Raw genomic sequence first — 19,721 nt, forward strand, 5'->3', positions numbered from 1 at the left:
TTAGGTTTTATTTGGTTCCTATATAAACAGGGCCAGTCAATGGACTTAATCCGCTATTTTTTAAGTTAATGATGTAATAGTATGTTCCTGTTGGTAATTTACCCTTAGATCCTATAGATGAACTAGGAGCAGAGCCATCCCAGTCTCCTTTTGCTCCAGAAGTTTCTATACTACCAAGCGTATAATTGTTTGATTCGTAAACTAGTGCACCCCATCTGTTAAACACTTTAACCTCAGCAACAAACCCACATAAATCAATGCCTTTAATATCAAAAGTGTCGTTGTAACCATCACCGTTAGGTGTAATAGCTGTTGAAATTTGAATATCATTTTCACCACATGGAAGTACAATACAGTCTGCATGAAGGTTCATAACAATTTCTGAAACACTTATACAGCCATTATTTGTTGTAGTGTATCTGAATCGGTAATTAATCCCTCCGCTTCCAGGAAGGAATTCTTCACTCATTTTAATAATAGTTGGATCGAAAAGATTTCCGTTAAGTGTTGCAGCAGAAGTACCTTCAACAATTTCCCAGGTGCCTTTAGTGTTAAGGTCTTCTGAGATTAATGCTTGCAGATCTACAATACCATCTTGAAAACAAGTATCTGGTGCAACAATTTCTGTATATATTTCATCTAATGTCACATTAAGTGTTTGGGTATAGGTTTCTGAGTTATTACATTCATCGGTAACCAACCAAGTTCTTATAATTTCATAATCAACAAAATTGTTTTCATCAAAGGAATTGGTTTCATTAAAATCAACTGTAATATTTGAAGAGCAGTTATCAGCAAAGGTCATATTAGGTGCCTCAGGAATATCTGTACAACTTACATCTAAAACCGTTTCAAATGAAGTTGAAGGTACAGGAGCAGTTGTGTCTTCAACGGTAATTAATTGCGTATGAGTAGCTGTTAATCCACACTCATCTACAGCAGTCCAAGTTCTAGTAATGGTATAATTGTTAATACAAGTTCCGTTTGTTCTAACATCTACACTTGTAACTTTTGCATCTCCACAATTATCTGTAGCCGTTATAATTGCTGGAACCGGAATATTATCACATTCTACTGTAACGTCTCTTGGTAGTGTTTCAACAAACTGAGGTGCGGTGGTATCTTGTACCGTAATTATTTGTGTATGTGTTGTAGTTAATCCACACTCATCTACAGCTGTCCAAGTTCTAGTTAGAGTATAGTTATTAGCACAGTTTCCATTAGTTCTGGTGTCGTTAACGGAAACAGTAGCCGATCCACAGATATCTGTAGCAGTTAATGTTTCAGCGGTAGGTACAGCATCACATTCAACAATTAGAGTCGTAGCAGGTAGGCTATCTACAAAGGTAGGCGCAGTGGTATCCTGTACGGTAATGGTTTGAACATGCGTATTGGTTATTCCGCAATCGTCGGTCGCAGTATAAGTACGTTTTAAAATGTAATTTGAAGGACAGTTGCCATCAATTCTTAATTCATCAACAGTAACTGTAGCAGATCCACAATTATCAGAAGCGGTTAATGTTTCAGCAGCTGGAATTCCATCACATTCAACTACAACATCAGCAGGTAAACTAGTTTGATCAAATACAGGTGCTGTGGTGTCTGAAGTTGAAATGATTTGATTTGCTGAAACAGTATTTCCACAACTATCTGTAGCTGTCCAAGTACGTGTTATACTATAAGTTCCAGAACAAGCACCATCGGTTCTTACATCGTTAAAAGTTATCACCGGATTAGGATCGCAATTATCGGTAGCCGTTGCTGTACCAAATGAAATCGGACTTAAATCATCACTACATTGCGCAGAAACATTTACCGGAAGATCCAAAACAGGAGGAGCTGTATCTTCAACAGTAATAGTTTGGGCAATTGACGTTGCATTATTGCAATCATCAGTAAAGGTCCAGGTTCTTGTTATTAGAACTTTACAAGGATTGCTATTATCGACACTATCTACACCTAGAGCAGTTATAGTTCCGCTGCAATTGTCATTTGCTGTTAAATTGCTTGGTGCAGGCACATCACTTAAACATTGGTAAGCAACATCGGCAGGAGTGCTTGGCGCATTTGGCGCTAAAGTATCTTCTATTGTGAAAGTAGCTGTTGTTTCGGTATAATTGCCACAAGAATCGGTTGCAGTAAAAGTGACTGTAGCCGAACCTGTTTCTCCACAATCATCTGAAAGTGATGTGTAATTATTTGACCATACTATTACCGAACAATCTTCAGTAACTGTGGCACCAGCATTAGAGGTTAACCAAGCATTCAAGTCAGCAATATTTCCAGAACCATCACATTCTACAGTTAAACTAGTAGCTTGTTTTGTAATAGTTGGTGCAATATCATCTTTTATGTGAAAAAGAGCAGATGTTACGCTTGTGTTACCACATTCATCTTCAGCTGTAAAATTAACCCTAATTCCTTTTTCTAGTTTACATTTTACTCGGTTATCACCATCGTAATCATTGCTCCATTTTATTGAACTACAACTATCTGTTGCTGTTGCTCCTGCATTTGAATTTAACCAATCGGTTAATTGTTTTTGCGTGTCTCCTGATCCACAGATAATTTCTATATCTGCGATGTTTGTATTGTCTATAATAGGAGCGGTGGTGTCTTCAATAGTGAAAGTAGCCTCTTTAGTGATTTTATTTCCACATTCATCTTCAAGAGTAAAAGTAACGGTTTCTGTTCCTGTAGAACCACAAAGATCAGACAGACCATTGCTGTTGTGAGTTACCGTTGCCGTTCCGCAATTGTCTGTTCCGCTAAATGAACTTAACCATGCGTTAAAAGCAGTAGTTGGATTTGAAGCATCACATTCTACAGTAGCATCAGTTGGTTCAACCGTCCATGTAGGATTTGTTTTGTCTTCGATTGTGAAAGTAGCATCTTTAGTGATTTTATTTCCACATTCATCTTCAAGTGTGAAAGTAACGGTTTCTGTTCCTGTAGAACCACAAAGATCAGACAGACCGTTGCTGTTGTGAGTTACCGTTGCCGTTCCGCAAGTATCTGTTCCGCTAAAAGAACTTAACCATGCGTTAAAAGCAGTAGTTGTATCTGAAGCATCACATTCTACAATAGCATCAGTTGGTTCAACCGTCCACGTAGGTTTTGTTTTGTCTTCGATTGTGAAAGTAGCATCTTTATTGATTTTATTTCCACATTCATCTTCAAGCGTGAAAGTAACGGTTTCTGTTCCTGTAGAGCCACAAAGATCAGACAGACCGTTGCTGTTGTGAGTTACAGTTGCGGTGCCACAAGTATCTGTACCGCTAAAAGAACTTAACCATGCGTTAAAAGCAGTAGTAGGATCTGAAGCATCACATTCTACAGTAGCATCAGCTGGTTCAACCGTCCATGTAGGATTTGTTTTGTCTTCAATTGTGAAAGTAGCATCTTTAGTGATTTTATTTCCACATTCATCTTCGAGCGTGAAAGTAACGGCTTCAGTTCCTGTAGAACCACAAAGATCAGACAGACCGTTGCTGTTGTGAGTTACCGTTGCTGTTCCGCAAGTATCTGTACCACTAAATGAACCTAACCATGCGTTAAATGCAGTAGTTGAGTTTGAAGCATCACATTCTACAGTGGCATCAGTTGGTTCAACCGTCCATGTAGGATTTGTTTTGTCTTCGATTGTGAAAGTCGCAGTGGTGTTTTCAGAATTTCCACAAGCATCCGTTGCGGTAAATGTAACAGAAACAGAACCTGTCTCAGCACAACCATCAGAAATTGACGCATAATTGTTGGTCCATTTAATTGTAGAACATTCATCGGTTGCTTGAGCACCACCGTTGGTTGTTAACCAATTATTTAGTTCGTTAGTATTTCCAGAACCATCACATGCTACTGTTTTGTTTGCTGCTGCTGTTGTAATATTAGGAGGAGTAACATCTTGAATGGTATAAGTTGCTGTAATATCAGTTTTGTTTCCACAGCTATCAGTAGCAGTAAATATAACAGAAATAGGTTGTGCAGCTAAACATTGTGTACTTGTATCTCCACCATAATTGTTAGTCCAAGTTATCGTACTACAATTATCTGTTGCAGTAGCTCCTGCATGTGAAGCCAACCAATTGGTTAATTTGCTTGGGTCGTCTTTACCACAATCAATCACAATATTACTTAAACTAGAATTATCAATTACTGGTTTAGTTTGATCTTTTCCTGTATGTGTAATTGTTTGATTTTCTAGTTTGTTATCACAATCATCTACAACTTCGTATGTATAAATAAGTGTCCATGCACAATCATCACCTGTTAAGGCTGTATTTGTAAGGTTTACTGTTACTGGGTTTGTACAACTATCGGTATAATTTGAAGCTATAGTGTTAGCCACAAAAGGGTAATTTGTTTGAGCATCATTATAACAAACATCGGCATCTACAACTCCTGTTGGTGCAGTTCCTGAAGGGGGAGTAGTATCATCTATAGTTATGGTATGAGCACTAGACGACGTGTTATCGCAGTTATCAATTACCGTATAAGTTCTTGTTACAATTATAGGGCAGGTTCCAGATTCGGTATCTTTATAACTAATATTTTTAATTCCTTTACCTCCTGTATTATCCGAAGCAGTTCCGGTTCCATCAAAAGCGGCTTGTAATTGCGCTAAGGTGATGTCCACAGCTGTTGTGCTGCATGCTAAATGTCCAGCAGCGGCAAGCGCATCGGTTCCGCAGCCTTCAATGGTTTCGTTAGCAGGACTTGTTATAGTTGGAGCTGTTTCATCATCACCATCTACAGTAAATGAATCGGAAATAGTACAACCATTAGCATCGGTTACAGTAACAGTATAAGTTCCTTTTCCAATATTTGATAAATCCTCCGTGGTTGCGGAATTACTCCACATAAAAGAATAAGGTGTAGCACCTCCTGTTACGGTTATATCTATACTAGCCGTAGTATCGGCAGAGCAAGTTATACCTGTAGCAATACCTGATAAGCCAAGATTAGTTAAGATAACTGGATTTGTTGCATTGGTTTTTTCACAACTTGTAAGTCCGCTTTTTACTTTTAAGGAATAAGAGCCTTCTGGTAAATTTGAAAATGTAGTTGAAGATTGATAGGTTACGCCATTATCAATTGAATATTCATATTCTCCAGCGTTGCTTGAAACAGGTTCTGTAATTTCAAGTGTAAAATTATCTGCACTATTACAAGTAATGGCGTATTTCGGTTCTGGTGGGAGTGCAACATAATTTAGCTTTACAGTGCCTTCTTCACAGACTTTATCATTTGGATGAACAAGGCATAATTTATATGTAAAGTTAACTTCGCCCATAAAGCCATTGGTAGGGTAATAAGTATAGGTGCCATCAGGGTGAAATTCAAATGGTTGGGCTCCAGCTACATCTGGTCCTGATATTAATTCATATTTAGTTTTTGCAGGAGCACTGTTTTGCTCTTTTAAATCGCCATTATATATATTACCTAAACATTCTATAGGCTGTTGGTCTACTGCATATTTTTGAATCAGAAAGAACTTTCCATCACCATGATCTGCTGTTGCTCCCACAAATTCAATTCTTGTTATTAAGGAGCCTGTCTCAGCCAATTCGTCTAAGTAATATAATGCAATAGCAATAGATTGTCCATTATCATTACATCGATCAGATTTCCAGTAGTCTGTTTCATCAACAGGAGCAATAATGTTTGAATCGCAACTTTCATAGTCTTGTCTATTAGGAAGATTCCTTACAAAAGTGCTGCCAAGTTTTACTTCAGTGCCTCCATTTGTTCCTTTAGGGTATCCATAAACCTCAATATAAAAACAGTTATTTCCGCCTCTTTCTGTTACCCCCAATAAACCACCTGCGTTTGATGGGATAGCTGGGTCGTAATGTATAGATTGTCTTTGAGCAATGGTACTAGTCGAGGAAGTTGAGTTATAGTCATTACAAATATCATCACCATTACGATTAGCTGTGAAATAGTGGTTTAAGTTTTTATCCTGAAACGCTTCTAGTGCTCTTGCATTCCAAAGGGGGCGATTAAGAGATGTGTTAATTACTCTGGTGTTATTTTTTCGGATTTTATTATCATTATCACCAGGAACTCCAAGTACATCTAAACTATAACCGGTAGGAACAACAAAAGAATTATACACAGTACCGTTAACAGTAATGGATTGAATGGTGGCAGCAATATCATCATTTGCACCTTGTGTGTCAGACCATCCAAAAGTAACACCTGATCGAATTGATGGTGCATTTGTTTGTGCGAAAATAAGCGTAGGAAACATTACAAAAAAGGCGATAATTAACGCTTTTTTTATAGTTAAGACCGAAATACAATTGTAATTATTTTTCATATTGTACCTAATAAAATTATAATATATATTCACGGTTTAATGCTATGTAATCATTTCTAAATTTTACTAATAGAAATAACTATTTAAGATTAAACGGTATAATTGTTTTTTGTTAACGAGAGAGGGAAGACACTGTATGCCAATGTTGTAATTTTTGTTTTTGGTTCGGTTTGGGGTCATACACTTATGTTTTGTAGGTGTAACAAATGAAGTTATATGCTAGATGATGTTCAAAAAAAAATGTTAAATCACTTAAATATTCGTTTAAGAGTTTGTTAAAAACAGTTAATCGGTAGAATAAGTTTTTTAACGTTTAGTGATTTTGTATTAAGCATATTCATGTGTTTTTAATACTTTTATTAATAATTTTGCTGTGATTTTAGGAGAAATCAAAAAAAACAATAATCTTAAGAAATGGATGATTTGATGGTTTTTTAAAAAATTAATAATGAAGAATTTAAAATTAGTACGACACGCAAAATCATCATGGGAATTTGATGTGATTGATCATGAAAGACCTCTTAATGAAAGGGGCTTTAGTGATGCCCATCTTGTTTCAAACCACTTAATAGGTTCAAAACTAGAAATTGATAAATTAGCGTCAAGTGATGCTATAAGAGCAAAATCTACTGCTGAAATTTTTATAGAAAACCTTCAAATAAATTCTAATCTAGTGAGCTTTAATTATGATTTGTATGACTTCGCTGGATATAATTTAATCGATTTTATTAAATCATGTGATGACATTGTAAATAATCTCATGATTTTTGGACATAACCATGCCATTACAGATTTTGTAAATACTTACGGAGATTTATTTATAGATAATGTGCCAACTTGCGGTTTTGTAGAGATTGAATTTAATACGAATCAATGGAATAAAATTGAAAAAGGTCGCACTATTAGAACCGTTTTTCCAAAAGAATTAAAATAAAACCTGCATGATATTTGGCTAAGTTACATTCTTAAATTGTTATCAATTAGCGCGTATTTTTAATAATTACGCAATGTTTTCCTAAGCCATATTTAAGTGAAATGCAATATATTTGTTAATGAAATAATTAAAAACTGCTGAATGACCAAATTAGCCCCTTCAATAAATAATAGTTATATAAATAGAGAAATAAGTTGGCTACAATTTAATGCAAGAGTTTTACAAGAAGCAGCAGATGAAGCTGTCCCTCTAATTGAAAGGTTACGTTTTTTAGGTATATTTTCTAATAATCTAGATGAGTTTTTTAAAGTGCGTTACGCTACTGTAAAACGTATTGTTGAAGCAGGTAAAGGCGCTAAAAGCGAACTAGGAGGTATTAGGGCTAAAGAATTGCTGGAAATTATTACGCAAATTGTAATTACTCAGCAAAGTGAGAGTTTAGATATTTTACAAACCATAGGAAAAAAACTCAAGGAAGAGAATATCTATATTATCAACGAGACTCAAATTGACGGCGCTCAACATGAATTTATAAAAGAATACTTCTTAAAAGTAGTTAGTCCTGCTTTGGTAACCATTATTCTAAATGATGAAGTTGTGTTACCAAACTTAAAAGATAGTGGTGCTTATTTGGCAGTTAGAATGCTAATGCCTGGCGATAAAAAACAATTTGCTTTAATAGAAATACCAAAATCTGTTAACCGATTTGTGGTGCTTCCAAAGCAAGGTGATAAGTTTTATATAATTGCTGTAGACGATTTGTTACGTCACTGTTTGAGTGATATTTTTAATATTTTCGATTATAAGAGTATTTCGGCTCATATGATTAAGATTACTCGAGATGGTGAATTAGATTTTGAAAGTGATTTAAGCAAAAGTTTTATTGATAAAATTTCCGATAGTGTCAAGCATCGTGAAGTTGGTGAACCTGTTCGATTTGTTTACGATAAAACCATTCATAAAGATACTTTGCAATTCCTAATGTCTAAAATGGGCATTGATGAAACTGATAGTGTTATTCCTGGAGGGCGTTACCATAACAGGCGTGATTATATGGGCTTCCCGAGCTTAGGCAGAACCGATTTATTATACGACAAAATAGAACCGCTTCCTATAAAAGGCTTAAGCTTACAAACCAGTATTTTTAAAGCTATTGCTAAAAAGGACTATTTACTGCACGCTCCATATCAAACCTTTTCTTATGTGGTGAAATTTTTAAGAGAAGCAGCTTTAGATCCTAAAGTAAAAACCATAAAAATTACCATTTATCGTCTAGCGGAAATTTCACATATAGCAAGTTCACTAATTAATGCTGCAATTAACGGGAAATCAGTAACGGTTTCTATTGAATTACGAGCACGATTTGACGAGCAAGCTAATATCAATTACGCCAAGCAAATGGAAGAAGTTGGTGTCAATCTTATTTTTGGAGTTGCAGGACTTAAAGTGCATAGCAAAATGTGTGTTATCGAGCGTGAAGAAGCTAAAAAAATAAACCGATACGGGTTTATAAGCACAGGGAATTTTAACGAATCTACAGCTAAAATTTATACAGATTACACGCTATTCACAGCAAATCAAAAGATTTTAAAAGATGTCGATAAAATTTTCAGTTTCTTCGAAACCAATTATAAAATAAATAAATACAAGCACCTTATTGTTTCACCTCATTATACCAAAAAAGAAGTTTTCAAGCTTATAGATAAAGAGATTGAAAATGTTCGTCTTGGTAAAGAAGGTCTTATTCGTCTTAAAATGAATAGTATTTCTAGTTATGATATGGTAGATAAACTGTATGAAGCTAGTAGAGCCGGGGTGAAAATTCAAATGATTGTTAGAGGTTTATGCTGTTTAATTCCTGGTATTCCAGGAATGAGTGAAAATATTGAAGTGATTAGCGTAGTAGATAAGTTTTTAGAACATTCTAGAATTTATATATTTGGGAATAATGGTAATCCGAAATTATACATTTCGTCTGCCGATTGGATGACAAGAAACATTGAAAATAGAGTAGAGGTAAGTTGTCCTATTTATGATGAAGACATTAAACAAGAAATTATTGATACGTTTAATATTTGTTGGAGTGATAATGTGAAAGCTCGCATATTAAACGATTCTCAAGAAAATGAATATCGTGTAAATAACAATGAGAAAATTAGATCTCAATATGCTATTTATGATTATTATCTTAAAAAATTAGAAAACTAATATGCTTTCAATAAAAAAATATGCTGCCATCGATATTGGTTCAAACGCTGTTCGATTACTTATTTCTAATATTATTGAACAAAAGGGGCGTCCTGTACAGTTTAAGAAAAACTCTTTAGTAAGGGTGCCTATTCGTTTAGGAGCAGATGTTTTTGTAAAGAATAAGATTTCTAAAGAAAATACCCAGCGTATTTTAGATACCATGTTGGCCTTTAAATTATTGATGCAATCTCATAAAGTTGTAAAATATAAAGCTTGTGCAACTTCTGCGATGCGAGAATCGGCTAACGGAAAAAAAATCGTAGATTTAGTTTTCGAGCAATCTGGAATAAGCATCGATGTTATTGAAGGTGAAGAGGAAGCAGCAATAATTGCAGCAACAGATTTAAACAAATATATCGACCCTAACAAAACCTACCTTTATGTTGATGTAGGTGGTGGAAGTACGGAATTTACCGTAATCGATCAAGGAAAATCGGTAGCTTCTAGATCTTTTAAAATAGGAACCGTAAGATTGCTTAACGATATGGTTAAAAATGAAGCCTGGCAAGAATTACGCGAGTGGATTTCTTCAAATGCTTTAGGATACGATAAAATATCAGTAATTGGCTCTGGTGGAAATATTAATAAAATTTTTAAGATTTCAGGGAAAGCCATGGGAAAACCGTTAACTTATTTTTACATGAGTTCGTATTACAACATGCTTCAAACTTATTCTTACGAAGAACGTATTACAGAATTAGATTTAAACCAAGATAGAGCCGATGTAATCATTCCTGCTATGAGAATCTATTTATCTGCTATGAAATGGAGTGGTGCCAAAAACATATATGTTCCAAAAATCGGACTAGCAGATGGTATCATTAAAAGTATATACTACGATACGGTTTCAAGCAATACACAGTAAAATTCTGCACTTCACCTTTTATTGTTGTATGGGTTTATATTTATAATATATATTCGCTTTAATAATATTTCGATACCCCAACTATCGCTTAAATACTACTAAAGCATGAAATTACTTTACATTCAGAATTCCTCTTTTCTCTCAATAAAATATTTTAAAGTATTATAAAACGACCATCTTGTATCAATCTATATACAAACACATTAAACCTATACCATTATGAAACATCTATTTATACTTCCTGTTTTGTTTTTACTAACTTTTAAAGGGTTTTCACAGGACACCATACAAAATAATCAGCATTATGTAAAACCAGACATTAAATTTGGTGTTAGAGGCGGTTTTAATATTTCAAATTTAGATTTTGAAGGTGATGTTCCGTATCAAAATGACCATAGGCTTGGGGTTTATATTGGTTTTTTAGCCAATATAGGATTGTCTAAAGGTATTGCTGTTGCTCCAGAATTGCAGTTTTCAGCTGAAGGTGCAAGTGTTGAAGAATTACAATTTGATTATATTCAAATGCCAATCTTGTTCAGATTCAGATTAATGAATAAGCTACATGCTGGTTTAGGACCACAAATAGGTCTTAAAGTTGATAAAGTTGGCGATAATGCTGTAAATATGGCCTACTCAGGGGTTGTGGGTGTTGATTATGAAATTAATTATGCCATTTTTGTAGACATGAGGTATACTTACGGATTAAGAAATGTATTTGAAGAAAATTCAGGATTTAATGCTAAAAACAGAAACCTTCAAATAGGTGTTGGCTATAAATTCTAACCGTGTATCGTTTCTGAAGTACCTAAATCTCGCATAATTTCAGCTTCATATTCAAGTAGGGCTTGCCATTTGGTGTCTACTTCTTTTTTGTCGCCATACTGTCTCGCAAAACCTAAAAACATAGTATAATGATTGGCTTCGCTAACCATTAGGTTTCTGTAAAATGTTGCTAATTCCTTATCTTCTAATTCTTCAGAGAGCAGCCTGAAACGTTCGCAACTACGTGCTTCAATTAAAGCGGCATACAATAAACGGTGTACTAACTGCGTCGTTCTGCTTCCGCCTTTAGGGAAAAATTTAACCAGTTGTAGCACATAATCATCACGACGGTCGCGCCCTAGAACCCAACCACGTTCAATAATTTTATCATGAACCATTTTAAAATGACTGATCTCTTCTTTTACTAAAGCAGTCATTTCTTGAACTAAATCGGTATATTCTGGAAAACTTACAATTAAAGAAATAGCTGTACTTGTTGCCTTTTGCTCACAAAAAGCATGATCGGTTAAAATTTCTTCAATGTTTTTTTCTACGATATTTACCCAACGTGGGTCTGTTGGTAATTTTAGTCCGAGCATATTTTATATTTTTTCAGATAAACAAAAAGGGTTAAACATCTAAATCGAACGTTTTTCTTAAAATATCAATATTAGGGTTCTTCTCTTTTAGTTTTTCAAATTTTTCTATGGATGTGTATGCGTATTGCTTTTCCATAACTTCATTTATGGTTATGTCTAAGCTAATATCATAATTGCTAAGTGATTGTCTAATAAAGTTTAAAAGTTCGTATTGTTGGCGCTCAACTTCAACTTTATTTGTAGCATTTGGAAACACTAAATGCGCCACTGTTCCCTTTACTTTAGGGGTATCTATAGATAAAATAGAGGCTAAATTATGTTTACCATCACTTCTTAACTTAGCAATATAAGTATTCCAAACTTTTATAAAAGCTTCTTCGGTAAAGGCTTCTGTTGGTAAGTTTTCCTCATCAACAACCACTTCCATTTGTTTAATTTGGTGTTCTTTCTTCGCCCGAATACTGCTAAGTGAAAGTCCTGAAGCCCGCTTGGTATCTTGTTTTAAAACAATTTTAGGGGATTGGTTGTTTTGAAAGTTAGTAGCTGGCTTTTTCGCTACAGCATTTTCTGAAACCGCTTGCTTTTCTGTTTCAGCTTCAATTTGTTTAGGAACCTGAACAGGAATAGGAGTGATGCCCTTCTTTTTAAAGTAAGAGGCAGGAATTATGTAATGTTTGCTATTTTTTTTTTCTCCATCGAAAGTGATAGAGGCAAGCTGCATAAGGCATAATTCAACGAGAAGTCGCTGATTTTTACTGGTTTTGTATTTGAGATCGCAGTCGTTTGCAAGATTTATACCTTGCATTAAAAATTCCTGTGATGCTTTTTTAGCCTGTTCGAGATATTTAGCTTTTGTTTGATCGCCAACTTCTAAAAGCTCAATAGTTTCAGAGTTTTTACTGACTAATAAATCTCTAAAATGTGATGCTAAGCCTGCTATATAATGATGGCCATCAAAACCTTTTGAAAGCGTTTCATTAAATTGAAGCAATAAATCTGGGATTTTATTTTCTAAAATTAAATCGGTGCTTGTAAAATACGTTTCGTAATCCAGCACATTTAAATTTTCGGTAACGGCTTGTCGCGTTAAGTTTTTTCCTGAAAAACTCACCACTCGGTCAAAAATTGAGAGCGCATCACGCATGGCGCCATCTGCTTTTTGAGCGATTATATGCAATGCATCATCATCGGCAGTAATGCCTTGTTCTTCAGCAATATATTTTAAATATTCTTTGGCATCTTTAACGGTAATTCGTTTAAAATCGAATATTTGACAACGCGATAAAATGGTTGGAATAATTTTATGTTTTTCAGTTGTCGCTAAAATAAAAATACAGTGTTTTGGCGGTTCCTCTAAAGTTTTAAGAAAAGCGTTAAAAGCCGCTTGCGAGAGCATGTGTACCTCGTCAATAATATAAACCTTGTATTTTCCAACTTGTGGCGGAATACGAACTTGATCGGTTAAGCTTCTAATATCGTCTACCGAGTTGTTTGATGCGGCATCCAATTCGAAAACATTAAACGCAAAATCTTCATCGCCTGTTTCCTTGCCGTCACTATTTATCATTTTAGCAAGAATACGAGCGCAAGTAGTTTTACCAACGCCTCGTGGCCCCGTAAATAATAGGGCTTGTGCTAAATGATTGTTTTCAATAGCATTTAATAAAGTATTTGTAATAGCTTGCTGACCAACAACGTCTTTAAACGTTTGTGGTCTGTATTTTCGTGCCGATACTACAAAATGTTCCATTGAAAAAACTTAGATAACAAAGTTAAAAATTCAATTTAGAAATTAGAATTTTGAACCCATAAATTAAGATGAGTTATTAACAAATATAAACTGTAAAATGGTTTCATGAACTTTGATTTGAGTTTTACTAGTAGAAGCATAAATTGAAAGCAGGATGTCAATAAATGAGCAGATATATAAATTGAATTGGTAAACACCTGCGCTAGGGTTTGTAGTGGCATCCTTTTTTTGCTGCCGCCTACGGCAAAAAAAGATATAACGGAAAGCCCGACCTTTTGGAAGCGCCCAAAAAATTAATGATTTGAATTAGGAAATTGGATTTAGAGTGTTGTATTTTTGCAGCAAGTAGATTGCCTTATCGCTGTTCATGTAAATGAATGGAGGAAAGTCCGAACACCATAGTGCAACATAGTGGCTAATAACCACCAGTCGTGAGATTAGGAAAAGTGCAACAGAAAGTATGTACAGGTCATGCTGTAGTGAAACCAGGTAAACTCTATGTGGTGCAATGCCATGTAAACTAGCGCTTGAAGGCGGCACGTTTGATGCTAGAGGGTAGGCAGCTAAAGTGTATTGGTAACAATGCACGCAGATAAATGATAAGGTATTCCCGTTCTTTTTCAGGAGATCCTGAAACGAGTTCAGGAAGAACAGAATTCGGATTATAGATTTACTTAAGCATCAATAAACCCTTCTTTAATTAAGTTTAAAGAAGGGTTTATCATTTAATAACTAGTGACTAACCTAATAATTATTTCGTATAAATGGGCATTATATTGTGATTAATGCATGTATGTAAACAACTGAAATACCAAAAATAGATATGAAAAGTAACACCTGAAATGACTCAAGAGTTAGGTGTTTAAAATGATAGAATTTAGGACTATCTTAAGGAAGAATACTAAGGTACTGAAAAAAAGCAGATTAGTATACAAAAACTATTCAATTTCGAAAAAACTGAACATATTACCGCCGTAACTTTTAGAATATGCGTAATTATTTACATTTGATAGGTCGGTGTGTTTGGAATGCTCTACGATAAGTATACCGCCTTCTAGTAAAAGGTTGTTTTTGAAAATTAAATCTGGAATTTTCGTGAATTGTTCTACAGTGAAATCGTAAGGTGGATCTGCAAAAATAAGATTAGCCTGTAGTGATGTAGATTCTAAAAACTTAAAAACATCACTTTTAATGGTTTGAATGGGCATATCGAATTCTTCGGCCGTTTTGTTTATAAATTTAATACAGCCAAAATCCTGATCGACGCAGGTAATGTCTTCGGTGCCTCGTGAAGCAAATTCGTAACTGATATTTCCTGTACCAGCAAACAAATCGATAACCGAAATATCATCGAAATAATATAAGTTATTTATAATGTTGAATAAGGATTCCTTAGCCATATCTGTGGTTGGACGCACAGGTAGGTTTTTTGGTGCAATAATTTTTCTGCTCTTGTATAATCCTGATATTATGCGCATTATAAATTGTTTATTAAAGTAAAGTTTGAATGGTTGGTTTTAGGCTTGCTTTCAAATTTAAAAGCATCTTGTCGGCTACCAAAAGTAATGTTTCGAATATATTTATAAGCGATTTCATATAAGTCGTCACCTTTAATAATATCGCCTAAAAACACTAAGTTAAGAGTTTCAGGGTTTAAATTCAGTTGTTCGGCAGTAAATAATATGTAATAAATAAAGTCTTCTTTGGTGTGGTATGTGAAGGTGTTATATAATTTTAATTTGGAATTTTCAGTAACAACAATTTCAAAATGATCTTGACTTACATTGATATAAACCTTATTGGTTTCACTGTTTTTTTCAATACGTAAAATGTGTTCAATTAAAACGGTAGAAACATGTTTAAAAGTAAAGGCACCAAACTTATCGTAAATAAAATTATTAATGTTTATGTAGGGCACGTAAACATTTACACTTTCGTTTGTAAAAATGGTATCGAAAGTAATATAATCGGACTTTAATATTTTGGTATTGAATTTTAAATAGTCGGCTAGACAATCTTCATTAAAAAAAGCCTGAGGAACGAGTGTAGATAACTCGTTATCGTGAATAACAGATACTTTAGTGAAATCTTTCGATAATTCCTTTTTAGTATCGAAAAGCGCCTTTAAACGGTCTAATAACTGTAAAGGATTTAGTTTTTTTTCGAAGGTAATAGCGTGTAAATGTATAACCGAATTAAAATTACGATTTAGTACACAAAAAGAAAGTCCACTCAAACTTAGTTGAATGGACAATTCTAGATTTTGTAGTTTGTTTAAACTATTCGTTTGCGCCATATGTTTTTGGCCAGTTTCCGTTTGTTTTAACTTCATCCATAGAACCTACTTTTAAAGCGTCTCCATTAACACCATCAACAGAAACTACTTGGTTTTCTTGAACAAGTAAATCATTGTCTTGGTCGAATAAAATAACGTTCTTTTTAACAGAAGATTCGAAAACAGGAATTTGAATTTTATTTTGCTCGATGAAACCTGCTTTTAATTCAAATTTTGAACCAGGTTTTCCAACAGGAACATTCATCATTGTTTTGTATCTGTTAGACGATTTAAATAATGAGTCTTTTACAGGAACAAATCCTAAAGTATCAATTACATAAATGTCTTTAAAAGTATCTACACCATATAATTTAGATTGCTCTACATCTAAAATAGTAGAATCTCTTCGTTGTGTAATGGTGTATTTAGCGGTGTCGATAAATTGGATTAATTTATCAAAGTTATCTGTAAATTTTCCTGTAACTTGTCTGTGTGCAAGTTCTGCATCTCTAATATCTTTTAAGCTTTCAATTACTTGAACATAACGCTTGTTTTTTACTTTGTTAAATTTAATTGGCTCATATACAGAATTGTAAGTTTGGTAGCCGAAGAATCCTATAGCGATCCACAATAAAATTGTTAAAAAAGGTTTAAGTTTAGAAGAATTAGATTTGTCAACCAACTTAATCAAGCCAACTGCAACTAGTATCACAGCGACTGTGATAAGAATAAATTTCAACATAGTGTGTTCTTTAATTAAAAGTTTATTTAATTGTAGATTAGCAAATCTACAATTTTTTTTTAACCGTAAAAACAAAGAGAGTAAAAATCATTTCTATCTTTGAAAAAATAATTCCCTACAAGCGCCCTTACATGAATGCTTCCCAATTTTATCTCCTTATAAAACAGCAGTTTCCATTTACACCAACCCTTAAACAAAATATTGTATTACAGCAATTATCCGAATTTATTTTAAGTCCGTCGCCAAATTTGCTCTATTTGCTAAAAGGCTATGCCGGAACGGGAAAAACAACTATTGTAGGTTCTATTGTAACAAACTTGTGGAAAGCCAAGAAAAGCGCTGTATTACTAGCGCCAACGGGTAGAGCAGCGAAGGTTATTTCTAATTATTCAGGCAAAGAAGCCTTCACCATTCATAAAAAAATATATTTTCCAAAAAAAGAAAAGGGTGGTGGCGTAAAATTTGTTTTACAACCAAATAAGCATAAAAACACCATTTTTATTGTTGATGAAGCATCTATGATTCCAGATACGCCTGCAGAGTCTAAATTCTCTGAGATGGGTTCTTTATTAGACGATTTAATGCAATACGTGTATTCTGGTCACCAATGTAAACTCCTTTTAATAGGAGATACAGCGCAATTACCGCCTGTAAAATTGGATATTAGTCCAGCTTTAGATGAAAATACGCTAAGTCTTAACTATAATAAGGAAGTGACTCGAATGGAATTGGATGAAGTGGTGCGACAAGATCAAGATTCTGGAATATTAGCCAATGCCACTGTACTGCGTGAAACGCTATCTAGTTCTTTTTTCGATGCTTTTAAATTTGATTTAGCACCATATAAAGACATTGTTCGTTTGGTTGATGGTTACGAGATTATGGATGCTATAAACGATTCGTATAGTGCATTAGGTAACGAAGAAACCGCTATTATTGTTCGTAGTAATAAGCGTGCTAATTTGTATAATCAGCAAATTAGAAGTCGTATTTTGTTTAATGAAAATGAATTGTCTGCTGGCGATTATTTGATGGTCGTTAAGAATAATTATTTTTGGGTAAAACCAACCACAGAAGCTGGATTTATTGCTAATGGCGACATTATAGAAGTTTTAGAAATCTTTAGATTGGAAGAACTTTACGGATTTCGTTTTGCAGAAGTTAAAGTTAGAATGGTTGATTATCCTAAAATGACACCTTTTGAAACCGTTCTACTTCTAGATACTATTGATGCTGAAACCCCTTCATTAACTTATGAAGATTCAAACAGACTATATCAAGAAGTGATGAAGGATTTCGAAACAGAAACCAGCAAGTATAAAAAGTTTTTAAAAGTAAAAGGCAACAAACATTTTAATGCTTTACAGGTTAAATTTTCTTATGCTATAACCTGTCATAAATCCCAAGGTGGCCAATGGGATACTGTTTTTGTAGAGCAGCCTTATTTACCAAATGGTATTGACAAAGATTATTTAAGATGGCTTTATACCGCGGTAACAAGAGCCAAAGAAAAATTATATCTTATTGGTTTTAAAGATGAATTTTTCGAGGAATAACTTCTACATCAGAATTAAATGAGCGAAAGCTTAAAAAAGCATAAAAATTAAGTATTTTTGAATTTAAATAGGATTTCAAAATAACACTATAAATTTAAACGTGTGAAAATAATTTCAATGATTCCGGCGCGTTATGCGGCATCACGTTTCCCAGGAAAACTTATGCAAGATCTTGGGGGCAAAACAGTAATTCTGCGTACTTACGAAGCTACTGTAGCTACCAATTTGTTTGATGATGTTATTGTGGTTACCGATAGCACAATTATTTACAATGAAATTGTAGATAACGGCGGAAAAGCCATGATGAGCAAAAAAGAACACGATTGTGGTAGCGACAGAATTGCCGAAGCCGTAGAATTTATGGATGTCGATATTGTTATTAATGTTCAAGGCGACGAGCCTTTTACCGATAAAGAATCTTTGAAAAAACTTATTGAGGTTTTTAAAGATGATGCAGATAAAAGCATCGATTTGGCTTCTTTAATGGTACATATTACTAATGAAGAAGAAATTAACAACCCTAATACTGTAAAGGTAATTGTTGATAATTTCAATTTTGCACTTTATTTTTCTAGAAGTCCGATTCCTTATTTAAGAGATAAAAATTCTGGAGCTAAACACTTTAAACATAAAGGCGTTTATGCTTTTAGAAAAGAGGCTATTTTAGATTTTTACAAACTACCTATGTTGCCTCTAGAAGCTTCTGAAAAGATTGAATGCATTCGCTATTTAGAGTACGGAAAGCGTATTAAAATGGTTGAAACCGATGTTGAAGGTGTAGAAATTGATACGCCTGAAGATTTAGAACGCGCTAAAAAAATATGGTAGATTATAAAGACATTAAAGTAATAGGTTTTGATGCCGATGATACTTTATGGGTTAACGAAACCTATTTTCGCGAAGCCGAATTGGAGTTTTCAAAACTGTTGTCTAAATACGAAACCCCTAATAAAATTGACCAAGAGCTTTTTAAAATGGAAATTGGCAATTTACCTTTATACGGTTATGGCGTAAAGGCTTTTGCTTTATCTATGGTTGAATGTGCGTTGGAATTATCTAATAAAAATGTGTCACCAAAAACTATCGAAGCTATTTTAAATATAGCCAAAGACATGCTTAACAAACCTGTTGAGTTATTAGATGGTGTTGAAGATGTTTTAAAAGCTTTATCAACTAAATACCGCTTAATTCTTGCTACAAAAGGCGATTTATTGGATCAAGAACGAAAATTGGAGAAATCTGGTTTAACGCCATATTTTCATCATATAGAAGTTTTAAGTGATAAAAAGGAGTCTAACTACACTAAATTATTAAAACATTTAGATGTAAAACCTTCCGAGTTTTTAATGATTGGAAATTCGTTAAAATCGGATGTATTACCCTTGGTTAACATCAATGCCAAAGCCATACATGTGCCATTTCATACCACATGGGCTCACGAAGAGGTAGATGAAAAAGAAACGAATGGCAAAAGTTATAAAACCATAGGGTCGTTAATTGAAATTTTAAACATTTTAAAGTAGCCCCTAGTTTTGGTTACTAAAACAAATTTTAAGTTAAAATACTAACAAATAGCTTTATAAGTATATACGTTAAAGTGTTTTTTACTGAAAGTGTTTTCTGGTAAATAAGAGCCATATTTAGGTAATAAATGAAGCTTTAAAATTTA

The 19,721-nt window shown here is 34.0% G+C and carries 13 protein-coding genes and 1 other RNA gene; 8 read left to right on the forward strand and 6 right to left on the reverse strand.

Annotated elements, in window-relative coordinates:
• Nucleotides 1-7: 7 nt before the first annotated feature.
• Nucleotides 8-6,319, reverse strand: coding sequence for a gliding motility-associated C-terminal domain-containing protein (locus H6X70_RS09390; protein WP_194767426.1), 6,312 nt, complete (start codon nt 6,317-6,319; stop codon nt 8-10).
• 448 nt (nt 6,320-6,767) lie between these two features.
• Here H6X70_RS09390 and H6X70_RS09395 point away from each other — a divergent pair, with 448 nt between their 5' ends.
• From H6X70_RS09395 to H6X70_RS09410, 4 genes are all read left to right on the forward strand, one after another.
• Nucleotides 6,768-7,253, forward strand: coding sequence for a SixA phosphatase family protein (locus tag H6X70_RS09395; RefSeq protein WP_194767427.1), 486 nt, complete (start codon nt 6,768-6,770; stop codon nt 7,251-7,253).
• Between the two features lie 141 nt (nt 7,254-7,394).
• Nucleotides 7,395-9,461, forward strand: a complete 2,067-nt coding sequence (gene ppk1 / locus H6X70_RS09400; protein ID WP_194767428.1) for a polyphosphate kinase 1 — start codon at nt 7,395-7,397, stop codon at nt 9,459-9,461.
• 1 nt (nt 9,462) lies between these two features.
• On the forward strand, nt 9,463-10,368 hold the full coding sequence (locus H6X70_RS09405; RefSeq protein WP_194767429.1) for a Ppx/GppA phosphatase family protein: 906 nt from the start codon (nt 9,463-9,465) through the stop codon (nt 10,366-10,368).
• A gap of 219 nt (nt 10,369-10,587) precedes the next feature.
• Nucleotides 10,588-11,151 carry a porin family protein gene (locus H6X70_RS09410; RefSeq protein ID WP_194767430.1) on the forward strand — a complete coding sequence of 188 codons (564 nt, stop codon included), beginning with the start codon at nt 10,588-10,590 and terminating at the stop codon, nt 11,149-11,151.
• Here H6X70_RS09410 and H6X70_RS09415 read toward each other — a convergent pair.
• Complete coding sequence (locus tag H6X70_RS09415; protein ID WP_194767431.1) at nt 11,148-11,729, reverse strand: tRNA-(ms[2]io[6]A)-hydroxylase; 582 nt, start codon at nt 11,727-11,729, stop codon at nt 11,148-11,150. The genes H6X70_RS09410 and H6X70_RS09415 overlap by 4 nt on opposite strands.
• A 31-nt stretch (nt 11,730-11,760) precedes the next feature.
• On the reverse strand, nt 11,761-13,479 hold the full coding sequence (gene dnaX, locus H6X70_RS09420; RefSeq protein WP_194767432.1) for a DNA polymerase III subunit gamma/tau: 1,719 nt from the start codon (nt 13,477-13,479) through the stop codon (nt 11,761-11,763).
• A 342-nt stretch (nt 13,480-13,821) separates the two neighbouring features.
• On the opposite strand from dnaX, the gene rnpB reads away from it, so the two are divergent.
• An RNA gene (rnpB, locus tag H6X70_RS09425) (RNase P RNA component class A) lies at nt 13,822-14,160 on the forward strand.
• A gap of 257 nt (nt 14,161-14,417) precedes the next feature.
• On the opposite strand, the gene H6X70_RS09430 is transcribed toward rnpB, so the two are convergent.
• The 3 genes from H6X70_RS09430 to H6X70_RS09440 are packed head-to-tail and all read right to left on the reverse strand — an operon-like array spanning nt 14,418 to nt 16,496.
• Nucleotides 14,418-14,957: an RsmD family RNA methyltransferase gene (locus tag H6X70_RS09430; protein ID WP_194767433.1), complete on the reverse strand. Its 540-nt coding sequence runs from the start codon at nt 14,955-14,957 to the stop codon at nt 14,418-14,420.
• The gene (locus tag H6X70_RS09435; RefSeq protein WP_228530323.1) at nt 14,957-15,811 is read right to left on the reverse strand and encodes a DUF3822 family protein; all 855 of its coding nucleotides are present in this window, start codon (nt 15,809-15,811) and stop codon (nt 14,957-14,959) included. The genes H6X70_RS09430 and H6X70_RS09435 overlap by 1 nt, the downstream gene beginning before the upstream one ends.
• The gene (locus H6X70_RS09440; protein WP_194767434.1) at nt 15,759-16,496 is read right to left on the reverse strand and encodes a hypothetical protein; all 738 of its coding nucleotides are present in this window, start codon (nt 16,494-16,496) and stop codon (nt 15,759-15,761) included. Before H6X70_RS09440 ends, H6X70_RS09435 begins: the two co-directional genes overlap by 53 nt.
• 131 nt (nt 16,497-16,627) lie before the next feature.
• Between H6X70_RS09440 and H6X70_RS09445 the strand changes: the two genes are divergently transcribed.
• From H6X70_RS09445 to H6X70_RS09455, 3 genes are all read left to right on the forward strand, one after another.
• Entirely contained in the window at nt 16,628-18,052 is a 1,425-nt protein-coding gene (locus H6X70_RS09445; protein WP_194767435.1) for an ATP-dependent RecD-like DNA helicase, read from the forward strand.
• Between the two features lie 117 nt (nt 18,053-18,169).
• On the forward strand, nt 18,170-18,880 hold the full coding sequence (kdsB, locus tag H6X70_RS09450; RefSeq protein WP_194767582.1) for a 3-deoxy-manno-octulosonate cytidylyltransferase: 711 nt from the start codon (nt 18,170-18,172) through the stop codon (nt 18,878-18,880).
• Nucleotides 18,874-19,575 (forward strand): HAD family hydrolase, encoded by a 702-nt coding sequence (locus H6X70_RS09455; protein ID WP_194767436.1) that lies wholly within the window; start codon nt 18,874-18,876, stop codon nt 19,573-19,575. Before kdsB ends, H6X70_RS09455 begins: the two co-directional genes overlap by 7 nt.
• Nucleotides 19,576-19,721 lie beyond the last annotated feature (146 nt).

Source organism: Tamlana sp. I1, from assembly GCF_015355625.1.
Lineage (GTDB): Bacteria > Bacteroidota > Bacteroidia > Flavobacteriales > Flavobacteriaceae > Pseudotamlana.